Source organism: Levilactobacillus muriae (genome assembly GCF_045862015.1).
GTDB classification, from domain to species: Bacteria; Bacillota; Bacilli; order Lactobacillales; family Lactobacillaceae; genus Levilactobacillus; species Levilactobacillus muriae.
In genome coordinates, this window is the sequence record NZ_BAAFRU010000006.1 from 123,189 (window position 1) to 141,612 (window position 18,424).

18 protein-coding genes are annotated in these 18,424 nt (G+C 48.5%); 3 read left to right on the plus strand and 15 right to left on the minus strand.

Annotated elements, in window-relative coordinates; translation table 11 throughout:
- Window position 1 precedes the first annotated feature (1 nt).
- The 10 genes from atpH to ACKTSF_RS05750 form a co-directional block, all read right to left on the minus strand.
- Entirely contained in the window at window positions 2–544 is a 543-nt protein-coding gene (gene atpH / locus ACKTSF_RS05705) for an ATP synthase F1 subunit delta (RefSeq protein ID WP_407887452.1), read from the minus strand.
- Window positions 534–1,049 carry a F0F1 ATP synthase subunit B gene (gene atpF / locus ACKTSF_RS05710; protein WP_407887454.1) on the minus strand — a complete coding sequence of 172 codons (516 nt, stop codon included), beginning with the start codon at window positions 1,047–1,049 and terminating at the stop codon, window positions 534–536. Before atpF ends, atpH begins: the two co-directional genes overlap by 11 nt.
- Before the next feature lie 48 nt (window positions 1,050–1,097).
- Window positions 1,098–1,310, minus strand: a complete 213-nt coding sequence (gene atpE, locus ACKTSF_RS05715; protein WP_020088408.1) for a F0F1 ATP synthase subunit C — start codon at window positions 1,308–1,310, stop codon at window positions 1,098–1,100.
- A gap of 35 nt (window positions 1,311–1,345) precedes the next feature.
- A complete protein-coding gene (atpB, locus tag ACKTSF_RS05720) occupies window positions 1,346–2,065 on the minus strand; it encodes a F0F1 ATP synthase subunit A (RefSeq protein ID WP_125701126.1) in 720 nt (239 codons plus the stop codon).
- A 410-nt stretch (window positions 2,066–2,475) separates the two neighbouring features.
- Entirely contained in the window at window positions 2,476–3,111 is a 636-nt protein-coding gene (gene upp / locus ACKTSF_RS05725) for a uracil phosphoribosyltransferase (protein WP_407887457.1), read from the minus strand.
- A 93-nt stretch (window positions 3,112–3,204) separates the two neighbouring features.
- The gene (glyA, locus tag ACKTSF_RS05730; RefSeq protein WP_407887458.1) at window positions 3,205–4,446 is read right to left on the minus strand and encodes a serine hydroxymethyltransferase; all 1,242 of its coding nucleotides are present in this window, start codon (window positions 4,444–4,446) and stop codon (window positions 3,205–3,207) included.
- Between the two features lie 454 nt (window positions 4,447–4,900).
- The gene (locus tag ACKTSF_RS05735) at window positions 4,901–5,917 is read right to left on the minus strand and encodes an L-threonylcarbamoyladenylate synthase (RefSeq protein ID WP_407887460.1); all 1,017 of its coding nucleotides are present in this window, start codon (window positions 5,915–5,917) and stop codon (window positions 4,901–4,903) included.
- A 31-nt stretch (window positions 5,918–5,948) separates the two neighbouring features.
- On the minus strand, window positions 5,949–6,791 hold the full coding sequence (gene prmC, locus ACKTSF_RS05740; RefSeq protein ID WP_407887462.1) for a peptide chain release factor N(5)-glutamine methyltransferase: 843 nt from the start codon (window positions 6,789–6,791) through the stop codon (window positions 5,949–5,951).
- Window positions 6,784–7,869, minus strand: coding sequence for a peptide chain release factor 1 (gene prfA / locus ACKTSF_RS05745; protein WP_407887464.1), 1,086 nt, complete (start codon window positions 7,867–7,869; stop codon window positions 6,784–6,786). Before prfA ends, prmC begins: the two co-directional genes overlap by 8 nt.
- A gap of 161 nt (window positions 7,870–8,030) precedes the next feature.
- The gene (locus ACKTSF_RS05750) at window positions 8,031–8,615 is read right to left on the minus strand and encodes a thymidine kinase (protein ID WP_407887466.1); all 585 of its coding nucleotides are present in this window, start codon (window positions 8,613–8,615) and stop codon (window positions 8,031–8,033) included.
- A 206-nt stretch (window positions 8,616–8,821) separates the two neighbouring features.
- On the opposite strand from ACKTSF_RS05750, the gene ACKTSF_RS05755 reads away from it, so the two are divergent.
- Window positions 8,822–10,171, plus strand: a complete 1,350-nt coding sequence (locus tag ACKTSF_RS05755; protein WP_407887468.1) for a MurT ligase domain-containing protein — start codon at window positions 8,822–8,824, stop codon at window positions 10,169–10,171.
- Window positions 10,168–10,872, plus strand: a complete 705-nt coding sequence (locus tag ACKTSF_RS05760) for a type 1 glutamine amidotransferase (RefSeq protein ID WP_407887470.1) — start codon at window positions 10,168–10,170, stop codon at window positions 10,870–10,872. Before ACKTSF_RS05755 ends, ACKTSF_RS05760 begins: the two co-directional genes overlap by 4 nt.
- A 156-nt stretch (window positions 10,873–11,028) precedes the next feature.
- Here ACKTSF_RS05760 and ACKTSF_RS05765 read toward each other — a convergent pair whose 3' ends face one another.
- From ACKTSF_RS05765 to ACKTSF_RS05775, 3 genes are all read right to left on the minus strand, one after another.
- The gene (locus ACKTSF_RS05765; RefSeq protein WP_407887472.1) at window positions 11,029–12,039 is read right to left on the minus strand and encodes a serine hydrolase domain-containing protein; all 1,011 of its coding nucleotides are present in this window, start codon (window positions 12,037–12,039) and stop codon (window positions 11,029–11,031) included.
- A gap of 591 nt (window positions 12,040–12,630) precedes the next feature.
- Window positions 12,631–14,472, minus strand: a complete 1,842-nt coding sequence (locus ACKTSF_RS05770; protein WP_407887474.1) for an ABC transporter ATP-binding protein — start codon at window positions 14,470–14,472, stop codon at window positions 12,631–12,633.
- Entirely contained in the window at window positions 14,465–16,198 is a 1,734-nt protein-coding gene (locus ACKTSF_RS05775) for an ABC transporter ATP-binding protein (RefSeq protein ID WP_407887476.1), read from the minus strand. Before ACKTSF_RS05775 ends, ACKTSF_RS05770 begins: the two co-directional genes overlap by 8 nt.
- A gap of 170 nt (window positions 16,199–16,368) precedes the next feature.
- Between ACKTSF_RS05775 and ACKTSF_RS05780 the strand changes: the two genes are divergently transcribed.
- The gene (locus ACKTSF_RS05780; RefSeq protein ID WP_407887478.1) at window positions 16,369–16,698 is read left to right on the plus strand and encodes a hypothetical protein; all 330 of its coding nucleotides are present in this window, start codon (window positions 16,369–16,371) and stop codon (window positions 16,696–16,698) included.
- Window positions 16,699–16,839: 141 nt separating this feature from the next.
- Here the strand turns inward: ACKTSF_RS05780 and ACKTSF_RS05785 are convergent, their stop codons facing one another.
- Together ACKTSF_RS05785 and ACKTSF_RS05790 are read right to left on the minus strand one after the other, a co-directional pair.
- Window positions 16,840–17,046 (minus strand): hypothetical protein, encoded by a 207-nt coding sequence (locus ACKTSF_RS05785; protein ID WP_407887480.1) that lies wholly within the window; start codon window positions 17,044–17,046, stop codon window positions 16,840–16,842.
- 101 nt (window positions 17,047–17,147) lie between these two features.
- The gene (locus ACKTSF_RS05790) at window positions 17,148–18,272 is read right to left on the minus strand and encodes a GGDEF domain-containing protein (protein ID WP_407887482.1); all 1,125 of its coding nucleotides are present in this window, start codon (window positions 18,270–18,272) and stop codon (window positions 17,148–17,150) included.
- Window positions 18,273–18,424: the final 152 nt, after the last annotated feature.

Here is an 18,424-nt window from a genome sequence, read left to right on the forward strand (position 1 = left end):
GTTATGCAAGCAGTTGCTGCCGTAAACGATTGATTTTTGTTCGTAAACTACCATCAAGAACCGTATCAGCAGCCTTAACGATGACCCCAGCGATCACAGAAGGATCAACCTGACTACTCAAGATAACCTTATCGGCCCCTACACGTTCTGCATAGGATTTCTCGATTTTCGTCTTTTGATCATCAGTTAAAGGTACTGCCGTTGTGACTTCAGCGTAAACCGTATGGTTAGCCTCATCATACATGGCCTGGAATTGATCAACGATGTCGACCACGTTTTCCATGCGACCATAGTCATATACCATTTGAACAAAGTTCTTGATATATGGTGATGCGTCTTTCAGTAACGGTTGTACTAAAGTCTCACGTTCAGCAACCTGCAGGCTAGCGTCTGAGAGCAAAGTGCTCAATTGCGGGTTGTCCTGGAAGATACTGCGAAGTTCTTTAAGCTCTGTAAAGCCTGACTCCAGTTGGTCTTTTTCGGACAACAGTTCATATAATGCTTTTGCGTAGCGCTTAGCTACAGTTGCCCTATTAAGACTCATGTTGCTTCCCCAACCCTTCGATATAAGAATCAATGAGTGCCTTTTGATCGTCAGCTTTCAATTCTCGTTGAATGATCTTGGAAGCAATCTCAATAGATAGGTCCGCCACGTCATTGCGGGCATTGACCAGGGCATCTTGGCGTTCTTGTTCAATGTCCTTTTGAGCATTTTGCTTCAACGTCTGGACATCAGTTTGTGCTTGCGTCACGATTTGTTCACGTTGTTGTTGACCATTGGTCTTGGCATCGTTCACAATCGTCTGTGCTTCAGACCGAGAACTAGCTAACGCGGTTTGACGCTTCTGAACTAAGTCAGCAGCTTCATTCCGAGAACTTTCAGCTGAGTCAATATCATTACTGATCTTGTCAGCCCGATCGCGCATCATCTTAGTCACTGGTTCCCAAGCTAAGATCTTAACAATCCACATTAACAGCAAGAAACAAATGACGTAGAAAATTGAATCACCAAAGTAAAGCCCTGCGCCAACCACTAAATGTGAGAGCATCTATTGACACCTCCTTCTACTATCAGATATAAACATCATTGTGACTAACTACTTGTTCATAACCATCAAAGCAACAACGAAGGCAATGATAGGCATGGCTTCGATAAGCCCAACCCCGATGAACATGTTAGTCCGTAATTGACCTGATAGTTCAGGTTGACGGGCCATACCTTCTAGCATTTTGGAAATAAGAATACCGTCACCAACACCACCACCAATAGCGGCTCCGGCCATAGCGATACCAGCTGCAATAGCTCCCATAATATTTGTTTCCTCCTTAAAATTAGATAAGTACTTTATTCCTCAACTTCAAGCTTTTGAGAAATGTAAACTGAAGACAACGTAACGAACACGAAGGCTTGGATTGCTCCCAAGAAAGCTGAGAACCCTTGCCAGGCCATTTCAAGTGGTACAGCGACTATCATCGTTGCGATGCCATGTGAAACCGCAAGCTTCCAAATTATCCCCAAAAGCATTTCGCCAGAGAAGATAACCCCGAAGATACGTAAACCCAACGTTAAGAAGTTCGTGAATTCTTCAAAGATACTGATAACTATCCAGACCTTAAAAGGCTTCATATAATTCCCGAAGTGGGTCTTGTAACCCAATTTACTTACCCCTGCAAATTGCGCAAGCATCAACGTCATCAATGAGAAAGTCAACGTCGTAATTGGATCCGATGTTGGACTCCGGACGATGGTGGCACCGTTCGGCAACGAGAGATTGATAAACAATCCCAATTCGTTTGACAAGAACAGGAAGATAAATAAAGTGAAACCGTACAATCCAAAACCACCAATTTCCTTGGTAGGAATGGACCCCTTCAAAATTCCGTTGGTAAAATCAATCAGCCACTCCAAGAAGTTTTGCCCCTTGGTAGGCTTCATGGCCAAATGTCTGGAAGTAAAGTAAACCAGGGCAACAACAAGTAAAAAGACAACCGTAGCTGACACGATGTTGGCCGTACTGAACGTTAATCCCAGAAATTGGAAGGTCGAAACTGGACCATCATTCACCGAATATCACCTCTTTTCAACACTATATGGACGCGGTTTCTCGAAAGTTTCACCCAACGTTTTTATTAAGCTTTCTTTCGAGAAATGCGGAATAGTGAATGAAGCGAGCACTCCATTCAAATACACTGGAAATGATACCACCAATTCAGCTAAAAAACAAAACAATTTTTCACAGCCTAAACATTATTCAGAACTTGGATAAAGCTTAGTGCTGAAAAGGATAGTAACCGGTTTCATAGTCTACTTGCGTGCGCAATCAGCTCCATAATAAATCCGGGTTGTCAAGACCCTTTTACACAAATAAGTCCGGTCAAGCCGAAAACCCTTCCGAGGTGCCGAACAAATTTCAAAAAGTTACGATTTTGGCAAACAAATAAGAGACTCGGCCCTAAGCCGAATCTCTTTAAAGTTTACTTCGTCCCAAACAAACGATCACCAGCATCGCCCAAACCTGGCACGATGTAGCCATCTTCGTTCAAGTGGTCGTCCAAGGCAGCCGCAAAGATATCAACGTCTGGATGGGCTTTTTGCAAGGCTTTAACCCCTTCTGGTGCGGAAACTAAGCACACAAACTTCATGTTCTTTTCGCTTGCGCCGCGCTTCTTTAAGGCATCGATGGCCATGATCGCAGACCCACCGGTAGCCAACATTGGATCCACAATAAAAATTTGTCGCTGATCAATGTCAGATGGCATCTTAACAAAGTATTCATGGGGCTGTAAGGTCACTTCATCGCGATACATACCAATGTGCCCAACCTTTGCAGCAGGAATCAACTCTAGGATCCCATCGACCATCCCAATACCAGCTCGCAAGATTGGCACGATAGCCACTTTCTTACCAGCAAGTTCTTTGGCGGTCATTTTAGCCACTGGCGTCTCAATAACCTTATCCTGTAATGGCATGTCGCGTGACACTTCGTATGCCATTAAGGTTGAGATTTCATTAACTACCTCACGGAAACTGCGGGTGCCACAGTTCTTATTCCGAATAATAGTTAACTTGTGTTGAATCAACGGGTGGTCGAGTACTTGAAACTTCCCCATGAATAAACGCTCCTTTATGATTTCTTACAATTGTACCATTATCTACGCTACCAGAACGGATTAATTTTTAATGAAAACGCTTTTTCATAAAATTTATGGCAGTGCGGTTAAAGGATGGGCCTGAGTCAACTCATGAACCTGGGTCTTCACCCCTGCTAACACCGCGTCATCATTAGGATTCAGGATGGTCTTCACAATCAAGCGGGCTACCTCGCGACACTCATCGGCATTAAACCCACGCGTCGTAATGGCCGGAGTTCCCAACCGAATACCAGACGTCTTGAAAGGACTGAGCGTTTCGTTCGGAATAGCTTCCTTGTTAGTGGTAATCATCACACTATCCAACAGTTCCTGTGCCTGCTTGCCATTAAGATCCGTAGCGGATAAGTCCAATGTCATCAAGTGATTGTCGGTTCCACCGGAGACCACACGAACCGTTGGCAATTGGTTGAATTCATCGGCCATTGCCGCAGCGTTCGTGATAATCTGTTGGGCATAGTCCTTAAAATTCGGCTGAAGGTCTTCAAAGAAGGCGGCGGCCTTTCCGGCAATTACGTGTTCTAGTGGCCCCCCCTGAGTCCCTGGGAAGACGGCGGAGTTGATACGCTTGGCGTTCTCAGCCTGTGAGAGAATCAAGCCGCCACGTGGTCCGCGTAAGGTCTTGTGCGTCGTGGTCGTGACCACATCGGCAATGCCGACTGGACTTGGATGTAAGCCGGCTGCTACCAGACCCGCAATGTGGGCCATATCGACCATCAGATAAGCCCCGACTTCATCGGCAATGGCACGAAAGGCGTTCCAGTCAATGATTCGAGAATAAGCTGACGCCCCAGCGACAATCAACTGTGGTTTCACCTTCAAGGCCAACTCGCGAATCATGTCGTAGTCCAGGAGTTCCGTCTCAGGATTCAGGCCGTAGCTGTAAGCTTCATAGAGTTTCCCAGAAAAGTTGACTTTGGCGCCGTGGGTTAAATGCCCCCCCGCATCCAGTCCCATCCCTAAGATAGTGTCACCAGGCTTTAAAAATGCCGCATAGACGGCCTGATTGGCCTGCGACCCAGAGTGAGGCTGGACATTAGCGTACTCGGCGTTAAACAGCTTCTTAGCCCGGTCAATAGCTAATTGTTCGACGACATCAATGTACTGGGTGCCCCCGTAATAACGTTTTTTAGGATAACCTTCGGCGTACTTGTTGGTCAACACGGAACCTTGGGCCGTCCGAACAGCGTGACTGACAATGTTTTCTGAGGCAATCAACTCAATGGTATCCTCTTGTCGGCGTTCTTCATCGGCAATAGCACCCCATAACGCTGGATCTTGTTCTTTAAAATTCAATGGCGATCCCTCCTGAACTATAGTTATTCCCAAAGGTTGAAAATTGTCGCCTATGGTTGCCAGAGAATCCGCCCAGTATGGGAAACCACCTCCAGCCAAGAAACGGGCTTTCGACTCGGTCTCCCCCAGTTAAACTAGCTTTGACTCATTGACCAGCTTACCAGTGTTCTCAATTGCATGAGCAGCAAATAGGCAACTGGTCTGGCCAGTCGCTCTACTGGCAGGCAATAATAATCTTCAACTTCTAGTCATTAATTTAATTCTACCAAATTTTCCGAGTCTCCGGGTGAAGTTTGGTTCATTTATCTTTTTATACTTTGATCCGGCCAAACTGTTAGTAAGCCTACTTTCCACCAACAATTCAAAAATGGCGTCCAACTCGAATTCGTTGGACGCCATCACACTTATATTTTTGATTTAGAATTCTAACACTTTGCTTGAGCCACCATACACCCTACTTCGTAAAGTGTTGTTGCCCAGCAGACTTGTTCAACCGGTTCATGTATGCCGCTCCTAAGCCGTCTGCCGCAAATCCTTGCGCCAGAATGCCAGTTACTGGGGATTCAAGATCATAGTGTCGAAGGCCCGCAAATAACAAATGGCTGGCACTGTCCATATCCACTCCCAGAGAGAAGGGTTCAACGTTGTCTGGAAGCGTTTCATTCGCCAGTGTGTGATCCAAGGCCATCACGCCAATCGTACCGTCCTGTTGGGCTGCCCAAGCCAACGCAGCTGGCCAGTCGGCCTCGTCATCCACAATGGTCACCTGAGCATTAGGAGCGTAATGCTTGTATTTCATTCCCGGAGCCTTAGGAATCTCTCCCTTGCCAACCTTATGATGGTTGGATCGTACCGTCCCGATAACAGCTTCGAGCTGTTCTTCGGTCACGCCACCCGGACGCAAGATCGTTGGAATTTCCGTTGACATATCGAGCACCGTCGACTCCACGCCGACTTTGGTTGGCCCATCGTCGAGAATGCCGGCAATCTTACCGTTTAAGTCATGATAGACGTGTTTCGCCAACGTTGGACTCGGCTTTCCCGACGTGTTGGCAGACGGTCCCACTAAAGGCACGCCAGCCGCCTTAATCAAGTCCAAGGTGACTTGATTATCCGGATTACGGAAGGCGGCGGTCGTTAAACCACCAGTCACGGCCTTCGATAATTTTCCGGGTTGTAGCTCAAAGATCAGTGTCAGTGGACCAGGCCAAAATGCCTTGATCAACGCTTCCGCCTCTGCCGACAAGGGCTTGGCGTACTGTTTGACCGTGTCTTTCCCGGTCACGTGGACGATCAGCGGATTATCGCTCGGTCGGCCCTTCGCCAGGTAGACCTGCTTGACCGCAGCTTCATTAGTGGCATCCGCACCCAGACCATAGACGGTCTCCGTGGGAAAAGCAACCAATTCACCGGCTCGAATGGCTGCGGCCGCCTCATCGATTTGATTCGATTGAAAAATCTTGGTTTCCATAAACTATCTTTTCTCTCCCATCGCAAAAAAACTAAAACTGCACGCGAACCATGCGATCATGACCATTGATGTCCGTCCGCACAGTCACTGTCGTTGCTGGTAAGGCCGTCTCAAAGATGGCCTTGACCGCAGCACCTTGGTGATACCCGATCTCAGCAAAAAACTGACCGCCTGGTAGCAGATAGGTTGCCAGTTCCGCAGCAAAGCGTTGGTAAAACACCAACCCGTGGTTCGCCGCAAATAATGCCCCTTCTGGCTCGTATCGTTTGACGGAATCATCCATCACACCGACTTCGGTTCGATCGATATACGGCGGATTTGACACGATCACGTCGAACTGCTGACCAGCGACCGGCGCAAATAAATCGCCCGTCACAAAGTTAACAGGAGCAGCCAGCGTCGTGGCATTGGTCTGAGCAACTGCCACGGCTGCCGCAGAGATATCACTAGCCACAACCGCCCAAGCAGGCCGCTCCGCCTTGAGTGATATGGCGATTGCGCCACTCCCGGTTCCCACGTCCAGTACCCGTAGCGATGATCCCGACGTGACGTCTAAGATCCAAGCCACTAACTCCTCCGTCTCCTGACGGGGAATCAAGGTCGCTCCAGTTACCAGAAAGTTACGACCATAGAAACTAGCACGACCTAAAACGTACTGCGCCGGTTCGCCGGCTGCAACCCGATCCAGCTGTTGCTGAAACACTTGGCTTTCCGCTACCGGCATCACCGCGCGGTAATTTTGCACGAGCTGCGTGAAGGTCCAGCCATGGGTCGCCGTCAGTAGATACTGCGCGGCACTGGCATCCTGCCCTGCTACGGTCAACTGTGCTTGGCCTCGTCGCAGGGCCTGTAGATAAGTCAGTTCCTTAGCCATTATTCTTTAAATCTTCAAGCTTAGCGGCTTGGTCGGAAAGAATCAAGGCATCGATAATATCATCGAGTTCCCCATTCATGATCCGGTCCAGCTTGTTTAAGGTCAGGCCAATCCGATGATCAGTCACCCGGTTTTGAGGGTAGTTATACGTCCGAATCCGTTCTGAACGATCACCCGTCCCAACGGCAGACTTCCGTTCAGCGTTATAGGCGCTTTCTTCTTCTTGCTTATAGTAATCGTAGACCCGTGCCCGCAGAATTGTCATGGCCTTGGCCCGGTTTTGTTGTTGTGACCGTTCGTCTTGCATCGCCACTACAATCCCCGTTGGCAAGTGGGTCATTCGCACAGCAGAAGAGGTCTTGTTAATGTGTTGACCACCGGCACCAGAGGAACGGTAAACATCGGTCCGAATGTCCTTTGGGTCGATGTCGATGTCGACATCTTCTTCCTCAGGCATGACGCCGACCGTAGCCGTACTGGTATGAACCCGACCAGCGGATTCCGTCACAGGTACTCGCTGTACCCGGTGCGCACCGTTCTCGTACTTCAGTTTAGAGTACACCTTGTCGCCGGAAATCATCATGACAATTTCCTTAAACCCACCGACTTCGGTGGCATTCTCGTCAACGATCTCAATCTTCCATCCTTGGCGTTCAGCGTACTTGGAGTACATACTAAAGAGATCTGCAGCAAACAAGCTGGCTTCATCCCCACCAGCGGCTCCATGAATTTCCATGATGATGTTCTTATCATCGTTGGGATCTTTGGGCAACAGTAAGACCTTGATGTCTTCTTCGAGTTTTTCTTTCTGCTCGTTGAGATCCTTCAGCTCCTCTTTGACCATGGCATCCATGTCACTGTCCAGTTTTTCGCGAAGCATCTCATCGTCATCCTTGATCTGTTGGCTGACTTCCTGGTACTGGTGATACTTGTCGACCGTTTCCCGCAGCTCCCCTTCTTCCTTAGAGAGAGCCATGAAGCGTTGCGTATCCGCAATGACTTCGGGGTCACTGATCAATTCATTCAGCTCGTCGTAGCGATCAGCCACGGCTTGGAGCTTGTCAAACATTTCATCCATTCGATTAACCTCGTTTCAGTTTTGATGAGTCTTATTTACAAATTCAGTTGGGTACGGTTGCTCTCACGCTTGACGCACACCCGTATCGCTAGCTAAGCCAACTTACCACATCTGTTAGGACACGCAACGCCTTTTCACGACTGCGAACCAAGCAATGGTGGTTACGCGCCAAATTGATCCAAAGGTGGGTTAAAATAATGGCGCCGGCAGACGGGGTAGTAGGCCTCGTTACCGCCGATTTGAACCTGCTCACCCTCGTAGACTGGCTTGCCATCGTGGAACCGGAGATTCATGATGGCCTTCTTAGTACAGAACCAGCAGATGGTCTTCATTTCTTCGATCTTATCCGCATATAGCAAGAGGTACTTGGATCCCTCAAACAATTCGTTTTTGAAATCATTCTTCAGACCAAATGTCATGACCGGAATCTTCAACTCGTCAACGACCTTAGCTAGTTGTAACACGTGGGCCTTCTTTAAAAACTGGGCTTCGTCAATCAGGACACAGTTGGCGTGAGCATCAATTCGCTTGATTTCGTCGTACAGGTTGGTCGTCTCGAAGATCGGATGAGCTTCTCGCTTGAGCCCAATGCGACTGGCAATATAGCCGACCTCGTCGCGAGTATCCAAGCCACTCGTCATAATAATGACCCGCTTATGTTGTTCCTCATAGTTATGGGCGACCTTCAAGATTTCAATGGTCTTCCCACTATTCATTGCACCGTACCGAAAAAATAGCTGCGCCACGTTATTCCCACCTTTTTGACAGTTTCCATCTATTATAGCTGATTAGCCCGGAAAATTCGACCGTGAGCCGATCAAAGTTCTTGGGATTTTGTCAAAGTTCAGGCATAGTCCTCCCCTAAACGCTAAAATAATGCTAAAATTAAGGCTTGAATATTAAGGAACCCGACATTAAAAAATTCTTGTCGCGATTAAGGAGCGAAATATCCATGTCATTAAGAAGCGGCTTTGCCACCTTCGCAGGGAAATCCTCTTACTGGTTTCTCCACACGTTTCTTCACGGGGGAAGTTCTCTGCCCGGTAAGATTACGCTGAAGCTGGACCCCAACATTTTACGGACACTGGGCGCTAAGTACGACGTTATCGTCATCACCGGAACCAACGGGAAGACTTTGACGACGGCGCTGACGGTCTCCGTCCTCAACCAAAAATACCCAGCTATCCTGACCAACCCAACCGGTTCCAACATGGAACAGGGAATTGTTACAACGTTTTTGAACGCTAAGAATGCCAAGACTGGCCGACCCTTAGCCGTACTGGAAGTCGATGAAGCCAACGTGATCAAGGTCACGCAATACATCGAACCCAAGGCATTCGTCTTCACCAACATTTTCCGTGATCAGATGGACCGTTACGGGGAAATCTATACAACCTACCAGAAGATTCTGGATGGGGTCGCGCTGGCACCTAATGCCACGATTATTGCAAACGGCGACTCCCCAATCTTTCACTCCAAGGAATTGCCAAACCCAATCGAATACTATGGTTTCGATGATCAACCCGATCAGGACTTGAGGGCAAAACCCAACACGGATGGCATACTGTGCCCGGTCTGTGAGCATATTTTACACTACCATTCGCTGACTTACAGCAACCAAGGCAAGTATTTCTGTCCCAACTGTGGCTTTGAACGACCAGAATTGACCTACCGCTTAACCAAACTTGGCGAGCAAACACCGACATCTTCCGAATTTGAAATCGATGGTCACGCCTTCAAGATTGGCGTCGGTGGCACTTACAACATTTACAACGCTCTGGCTGCCTACGCGGTCGGCCGTTTCATGGGGGTTGCACCAACTCAGATTGCCCGAGCCTTCAATGGCAATCAGCAAGTCTTCGGGCGCCAAGAAGTCATCGATGTCGATGGTAAACAGGTGACGATTATCCTGGTCAAGAATCCCGTGGGGCTGGATCAAGTTCTGCACATGATTGGCACTGACAAGGAGAAGTTCTCCCTAGTTGGCCTGCTCAACGCCAACTACGCCGACGGAATCGATACCAGTTGGATCTGGGATGGCGATTTCGAACAACTGACACAGCGAGACATTCCCGCTGTCATCACCGGTGGCGAGCGTTACAAAGACATCACCTTCCGGCTGAAAGTTGCCGGAATTCCCGATGACAAGCACATTGTGGAACCCGATTTGGAAAAAGTCGTCGACGAGATCAAGCAGGTTCCAACCAAACGGATCTACGTCCTCGCAACCTACACGGCAATGCTGCAAATGCGGAAAATCCTAGCCACGAAAGGCTACATCAAGGAGGGATTGGGCGTATGACTTACGAATTAAACGTGGCCCATCTGTACGGCAATCTCATGAACACTTATGGTGACGTTGGAAATATCTTGGCTTTGAACTACTACGCCAAGCAAATGGATGTTCATTTAAACGTCAAAGTCGTCAGTCTGGAGGAAGATTTCAAGTCTGCCGACTATGACCTGGCCTTCTTCGGGGGTGGCCAAGACTTTGAGCAGACCATCGTCTCACAAGATATTCAAACGAAGAAAGCGGAGCTCACCAAATTCATTGCGTCTGGTGGCCCCGTCCTAGCTATCTGCGGTGGGTTTCAACTGCTTGGTCACTACTACATTGGGGCTAATGGCGAAAAGCTCCCCGGTATTGGCGCCCTCGACCACTACACGCTGGCACAAGACCATAATCGCTTCATTGGTGACATCGTCATCAAGAACCAGGAAACTGGCGAGACCTACCACGGTTTTGAAAATCATCAAGGTTTGACCTACCTGGGTGCCGGTGAACGGCCTCTAGGCAATGTGGTCAGCGGCAAGGGAAACAACGGCGAGGATGGTACGGAAGGCGCTATCTACAAGAACGTCTACTGCTCTTACTTCCATGGCCCGATCCTGACGCGGAACGGTGACATCGCTAAGCATTTGTTACTTGCGGCCCTCAAGCGCAAGTTCCCCGAAGCTGATTTCAGCCAACAGGAAGCCTTACCGATTCCGGCAACTTTCTAGGCGTGAATCGTCACCTGTGACTGCCAGAAATTCACTTTTTATAACACGCTAAAAATGCGCTGGCTCAATGTTTATCGTTGAGCCAGCGCATTTTTTTATGTCCAATGACTGAAGGTTGAAATTGACATTCACAATCAGAACCGTGCGACCATTGTCCTACTTCTCAGCTAAATAAGTGCCAATCACAGCATTCCGCTGATCTAGATATGGCAGATTAGGTGCCACCGGATGCACGCGATTGGTCAGGAAAACCATTGCCTGCTTGGCCTGCTGGTCGATAACTAAATAAGTTCCCGTAAAACCCGAATGCCAGATAACCCGGTGGGCAGTCGGCCACTGTGAAGAGGTCAGTGCCCAACCCAGCGAACGGTTCGCCTGTCCATCAGGCGTCCAATCGGCCGTCAACCGATGAATCCACGTTGGTGGTAAGACGCCCGCCACCTTTTCAGGGTACAGGTAAGCCTGACAGAATGTAGCTAAGTCCCGCACCGTACTGAATAGACCAGCTGAACCACAACGCCGCTGCAACACATATCCTTTTGGATCATGCACGACACCGCGAATCAGTCCCCGCTCACGTGTCACCGCCGTCGGCACACATCGACTAGCATCCTGCGGCGTAAATGTACTGTGTGCCATGCCCAGTGGCGTCAACACACGGCGTTGCACGGCAGTTTGAATGGGCTCGCCAAGAATCCGCGCAACAATCCAACCCATGAAAATATAATTCACATCGGCGTAGACCATCTTCCGATTGAAGGTTGGCCCCACATGTAGTCGCAGGAGTGCCGCTGTCAAATCCGGCGCCGACAACTGATTGCGGTTGGGAATATAGCCAATGATGCCGGACGTATGCGTCAGCAAGTGGCGCACTGTCACCCGCCGATCCTGCCAAGCTGGCAACCAGTCGCTGAGACTATCGGTGAGCCGTAACCGCCCCTGAGCTAGGAGTTGAAGGGTCACACTCAACGTCCCAACGACCTTGGTCAGCGAGGCCACATCATAAACCATCCCCGGACGTAAAATTTCTGAATGCGGCACCACCGCTGCCTGCCCCATCTCCCCCGTCTCGACCCGATCGCCATCGACAAAGGCATAGCTCACTCCCGGAACAATGCCATCGGTAAGCAACCGCTGCAACGCCGCTTTCGTTTGTGGATACGTCATTCCTACCACCTCAACTTTCTCTCTGCTCTCATTCTACCCCGGAACCGGTCATAACGGCCACTGGATTGTAAAAACTTAAGCGTTTGCTTCCCAGTTCATCGGACGATAACTGAAGATTGAAAGATCTAGAATATCCATCATGACTGTTGCAACAACGATGCTGAGACTACAATTAGGCGACGTCGTCTAAACCAGCCGGCTTACCGTTCGCCAAATTTAGGCTGGAACGCTGTGGGCAGGACGCGTTTGGCGACTGACGGTTTATGTCAGGCTTCAAACCGAGCCGGAGGACCGTTTCTCAGGCCGCAGGCGGTCCCCACAGCAGTCGGAATCTCTGGCAGCCGCAGGTGGTAATTTCCAACTAATTTTGTGGATTGAAGCTCTGTTAGCTGGGCCTCTCTAGGTGTACTTGGACTTTCAACCTTCAGATGCCAATCAAAAAAGAGGCCATGGACAATTTGCCCACAGCCTCTCACTGTAAAATTTGACGTGAAAATCTTAACACCGTCATCTCTCGAAATAACCAATAATGTCTACGTCAGCTAACACTTGTTTAACGCCCATGTTAGCCAGAGGCGAACAACTTAAATGTTAAGCCAAGTTGTTGCCAGCAAACTGGCTGTTGTAGAGATCGGCGTAGAAGCCATCGGCCGCCAACAAGCTGTCGTGGTTCCCCGTTTCAACAATGTGCCCATGATCCATGACCACAATGTTCTCCGCATTTTGAATCGTGGATAACCGGTGCGCCACGACGAAGCTGGTTCGGCCCGCCAATAGACGTTCCATCGCGTGTTGAATCAACATTTCTGTCCGGGTATCGACCGAACTCGTGGCTTCATCCAGAATTAAAACATCTGGATCGGCTACGAAGGCCCGGGCAATCGTCAACAATTGCCGTTGCCCTTGTGAAATGTTCGTTGCAGCTTCGTTCAGCACCGTATCGTAGCCATCCGGCAACTGCCGAATGAAGGTATCTGCGTGAGCCGCCTTGGCAGCCGCGTAGACCTCTTCTTCTGTGGCATTCTCACGTCCATACCGAATATTATCAAAGATTGAGCCGGTGAAAAGCCAGGTGTCCTGTAATACCATCGCAAAATGCTTCCGCAATTCGGCTCGTGCAACACCGTTCGTATTTTCACCACGGTACTTAATTTGCCCAGAACCAACATCGTAGAATCGTTCCAGCAAGTTAATGATGGTCGTCTTCCCAGCACCAGTTGGCCCAACGATAGTAACCATTTCGCCCGGTTTGACCTTCAGATTGAAGTCTTCAATCAGCGGATTCTTAGGATCGTATTGGAAGGACACGTTATCAAATTCGATGACGCTCCCCGCATCGGCGGTATGCTCTGGTAAAGCAGCATCGGCGGATTCGTCCATATCGGTTTCATCCAAGACCGCGAAGACCCGTTCAGCTGACGCAATCGTCGCCTGAATCGTGTTGGTCAAGTTGGCCATCTGCGTGATTGGTTGTGAGAACTGATTAGTGTATTGCAGGAAGGCTTGCACGTTCCCCAAGCTAACTTGCCCATTGGCAACCTGAATCCCACCAATAACAGCAACGGCCAAGTAATCCAAGTTCTTCACGAAGTTCATCAACGGGAAGATCAGGCTGGAGACAAATTGTGCCTTCCAAGCGGATTGATAATACTTCCGGTTATGCTCTTCGAACTGTTCCTGTGTGGCCTGTTCTCGGTTGAACGTCTTAACAACCGTATGACCCGCGTAAGTCTCTTCAACTGTATCGTTCAGCAACCCCAAGTTTTTCTGTTGACTCGCAAAGAACCGTTGGGATTTTGGCGCGACAACCATCACAACAACCAGGCTCAGTGGCACTGAAATCAAAGCTACTAATGTCAGCCAGCCACTAATGGTCAGCATCATGTAGAGAACCCCGAAGAACGTCAGCACACTCGTCACCATTTGCGACAGCGTCTGTTGCAGCGTTCCCCCAATGTTATCCATATCGTTAGCCATCCGCGACATCAAGTCCCCGTTGCTATGAGTATCGTAATAGCTAATAGGCAGGTGTTGCATCTTTTGCTTCAAATCACGCCGAAGTTGGTACACAACCTTCTGAGCGATCCAGTTCATGATAACCTGTTGAATTACATTGAACACCGCAGCAACAGCGTACATGATTCCTACGACCAGTAAGATCTGGCCGATTTTGTCAAAGTTCACGGGCAGCCCGTGAATTGGAATCCCTGCCTTCAACTCGGCTTGGCCTTTCAGAACGCCCTTAAACAGTTCCGTAGTGGCCTTCCCTAAAATCTTAGGGGTCTTAATTTGTAAAATAACGGCAATTGCGGCAAAGATCAACACAATCACAATGCCTGGAATCCAGCGACCCATGTAACGAAAGAGCCGAATCGTCGTGCCCCAGAAACTTTGTGGCCGCTGTTTAGTTACGGATCCGCGTCCATTACGCATCGACGACTTCCCCCTTTCGGAGTTGTGAGTCCAGAATTTCTTGGTACGTCTTGTTGGTAGCCTTGAGTTCATCGTGCGTCCCTTGACCCACGATCTTCCCACCATCGATGACTAAGATCAGGTCGGCATCGGCAACTGTTGAAACACGTTGGGCAACAATGACCGTGACCCCGTCTTGAACCTGTTCATCCTTCCGCAGATCTTGCCGCAGTAAGGAATCAGTCTTGAAGTCCAAAGCTGAGAAGGAATCATCAAAAATGTAGACACTGGCGCGCTTCAAGATAGTCCGTGCAATAACCAATCGTTGCCGTTGTCCACCGGAGAAATTAGCCCCGTCCTGTTCAACGGTCGCGTCCAAGCCGCCCTCTTCTTTAACGAAGTCGCTGGCTTGGGCAACATCTAGGGCGTGCGTAATCTGCTCGTCCGTAGCGTCTGGCATCCCATAGACCATGTTGCTCCGAATCGTACCGGAGAACAGCACAGCCTTCTGCTGGGTGATCGAAATGGCCCCATGAATATCATGTTGCGTCATGTCGGTCAGTGCCGTCCCGTTCAGACGAATTTGCCCACTCTCGGGATCAAATAGCCGGGGAATCAGATTGACCAGTGTGGATTTCCCAGAACCAGTTCCCCCGATAATTGCGACTGTCTGACCGGCCGTTGCGCTAAAGTTCACATCGGTCAGTGCCAATTCCTCGGCACCGGTATAACGGTAGTTCACGTGGTCAAAAGTCAGACTGGCAGTTTTATCCGTTAAACTAACGGGTTGGTCGGCATCGTTGATCTTTGACTTTAGATCCATGACCTCATTAATCCGTGCGGCGGACGCTTGGGCCCGGGGAACGAAGACGAAGATCATGGAAACCATCATAAAGCTAATCAGAATCTGCGTGGCATAAGTCATGAACGCCACCATGTTCCCGACGGCCATCGCTTGACTGGCAATCAATTGCCCCCCATACCAAACAATCCCAATGTTAGTGCCACTAATAATCAGCGTAATAATTGGGAACATTAGAGAAACAATCATGAAAACTTTGATCCCAGTCTGGGTGTAATCTTGGTTAGCACCTTCAAACCGGTCTTGTTCAAACTTATCTTGGTTGAATGCTCGGATGACTCGAACCCCCGTCAGTCCTTCACGGAACGTCAGGTTAATCCGGTCGATCTTCTTCTGCAAACTCTTAAATAATGGCACAGCAAAATACATAATGGCACCGGTAAAGATAGCCAATACCGGTAACGCCACCAAGAAGACCAACGTTAATTTGGGACTCTTGACGTAGGCCAACACCCCAGCCCCAATCAACATAATTGGCGCCATCAACATCATCCGCAGCATTTGAACCATGACGTTTTGAATCTGAACCACGTCGTTGGTCGTCCGCGTAATTAGTGAGGCATTCCCAACCGTTTCAAATTCCTCGGTTGAGGCGAATGTAACTTTCTTAAACAGTGATGATCGAATGCGTTGGCCCATCTTCTGTGATTGGGTCGCCGCATAGTAAACGTTACCTGCAGAGCCTAATACCCCAATAAAACTCAGCAGGAGCATTTTCCCACCGGTCTGCCAGATGTAACCAATGTCGTTTTGCGCAATCCCTTTATCAATAATATCAGAGGTTAGCGTTGGCAACGAAAGATCACAGATAACTTGAATGATCATAAAGCCCACAGCAAGGACCACTGCCCACCAGTCCAAGTGTTTACGGGCAAGTCGCATCATTGAATTTTGGCCTTCTTTCTTCTATTTACTCTCTGGAAACTGTATAAACTACATATGCGATAATTATACTCGCCTGAAATTCGTTTGCAATAACTGATTATCTCTTGGCGAAGCACTGGTAAACCTGAAAATATTTGTTACAATATAGACACCGAAGGGAGAAAAGAACTGTGGCGAGCAACTCAGATTCGATCTATAACGTTTTATCCTATATTCACCGACACCAAGACAAGGTTACCTTTATCCCCCAGCCCAACAGCAATGTTGTCAGCGTCGGGGTCCCCGATACGGTCCCAGTGGCTAACGCCGATATTTACTTCCCGGAGAACAACCTTCTGGTCAACCGCATGGGTGCTGATTTTCTAGCCAAAAATGGCGACCTGTTGGATGACTTCTTTGAACGCACAAATAGTTCAAAGCTCGATTATCAACAAGTCTGGATTACCACCGGTTACGTCACGAGTGAACACACCTACCTCGTAGAAATGTCATTTGAATAACGAACCGTCTAGAAAGCCCCGACCAGCGTCGCGGCTTTTTTTAGCGTTATGTCCCGCCATTTAGACAGACAAAGCGCTCAGAACACAATCGTTCTGAGCGCTTTTCAATTTGTAATTTTTAGATGACACTGCTGGCCTGACCTACCCAAACAAGGCGTGTGAGGCCCAGAAGCCACCACCGATGACCAGTACGGCAACGATGAAAAATCGGAAAAATGCCGCAAACGCAACGAGCACAATGGCCCCAATAATGACGGTTCCCACGACGCCCAACAACCAGCCAGCCAAGCCGAACATCAGTCGCAGCAGTGGAAATAGCAGTAATAACAAGAGTAATAATAAAATCACGGTGATCGCTCCAATCCGTCATGAATTCTCCCATGACTAGAAGACCATTTTACACGATAACCACTTAATTTTCACGAATTCTCGCTCGGTTTAATCAAAAGTTAGCCAACCGTAATCTGTTGCCGGCCGTTTTGTTTCGAACGGTATAAGTTAGCATCAACCCGCTTGTAAAAGTCTAAGGGGTTGCTGTCCTTCACGCTCAAAGCAGAGACGCCCACAGAGATCGTCACATTAATCGCCACATCATTGTACGAAATAGTCAGATTCTTAACGGCATCAAAGACTCTCTGGGCAACCTCTCGGGTCTTATCCACAGTATAGTCTGGAAAAATAATGTTGAACTCTTCTCCACCGGTCCGGTACAAGACAACTTTGGGGTCAATGGCCTTCAACGTGCTCGTCACGGTACTGGCAACCTGCTTGAGAACTTCATCCCCTGCAAGATGGCCATACGAGTCGTTAACACACTTGAAATGGTCGATATCAAACATAACCATCGACAGATTGGTGTCGTGCCCCGCACTTCGGCGAAATTCATAGCCGATAGCCCGGTCATACGCCGCGAAGTTTTGCACCTTAGTCAGTGCGTCCCAATTGGCCGATTGAAATAACCGATCCTTGATGCGGCGATCCTTATCTTGAATCTTGAAGTAACCGTACATCAACGATACCAGAATCATGTAGTTAATTAATTCTTCAGCATAAGTACTCCAGGGCAAATTAAACCGCAGCTTAACCAGATACCACAACGGCAACGCAAAACCTAAGGCAACGGTAGCGTAACGGGTAAATGGCCAACGCCATAAATGGGTACTCTGCACGTAAGAAAAAACGTAAAAAACAACAAATAAACCCGTATAGACCCATGACAGAGGCTGATTAAGATTACCATTCATGAGCATGAACGCCATCCCTGCTAGGATAATCAGCCAATAGGGAATACGCACCTGTAGGAAATAAGCGACGAAAATCAGTAAAATCAATTGAAAATTCGTAAACGTCCAAGATAAATGACTGTCACGCACAATGAGTTGGAGCGCAAACACGGAAACAACTGCACAAGTCGTTCCGACAGCAACCCGGATATTTTTAATATTAACTGGTTTATTCTGCGATTCCGCTTTGGCCGTCACCCAATTCAAGATTGACCAATATAGGGTGATCACACCTAGAACGAAAAAGATACTTGTAATCATTGGTGGTACTAACCAAACTGACCAAGTCATTTGATCAATCTCCTTGCTATTCGGTAATTTCCCACGATGGGGAGCGTTATTCATGTCACATCAGTAATCACTAAATAACATTGCCAATAATGTAAAACAATCTACTATTCTCACTATAATCCAAAGAGCCCAATAATACCATAGCTCTTTGT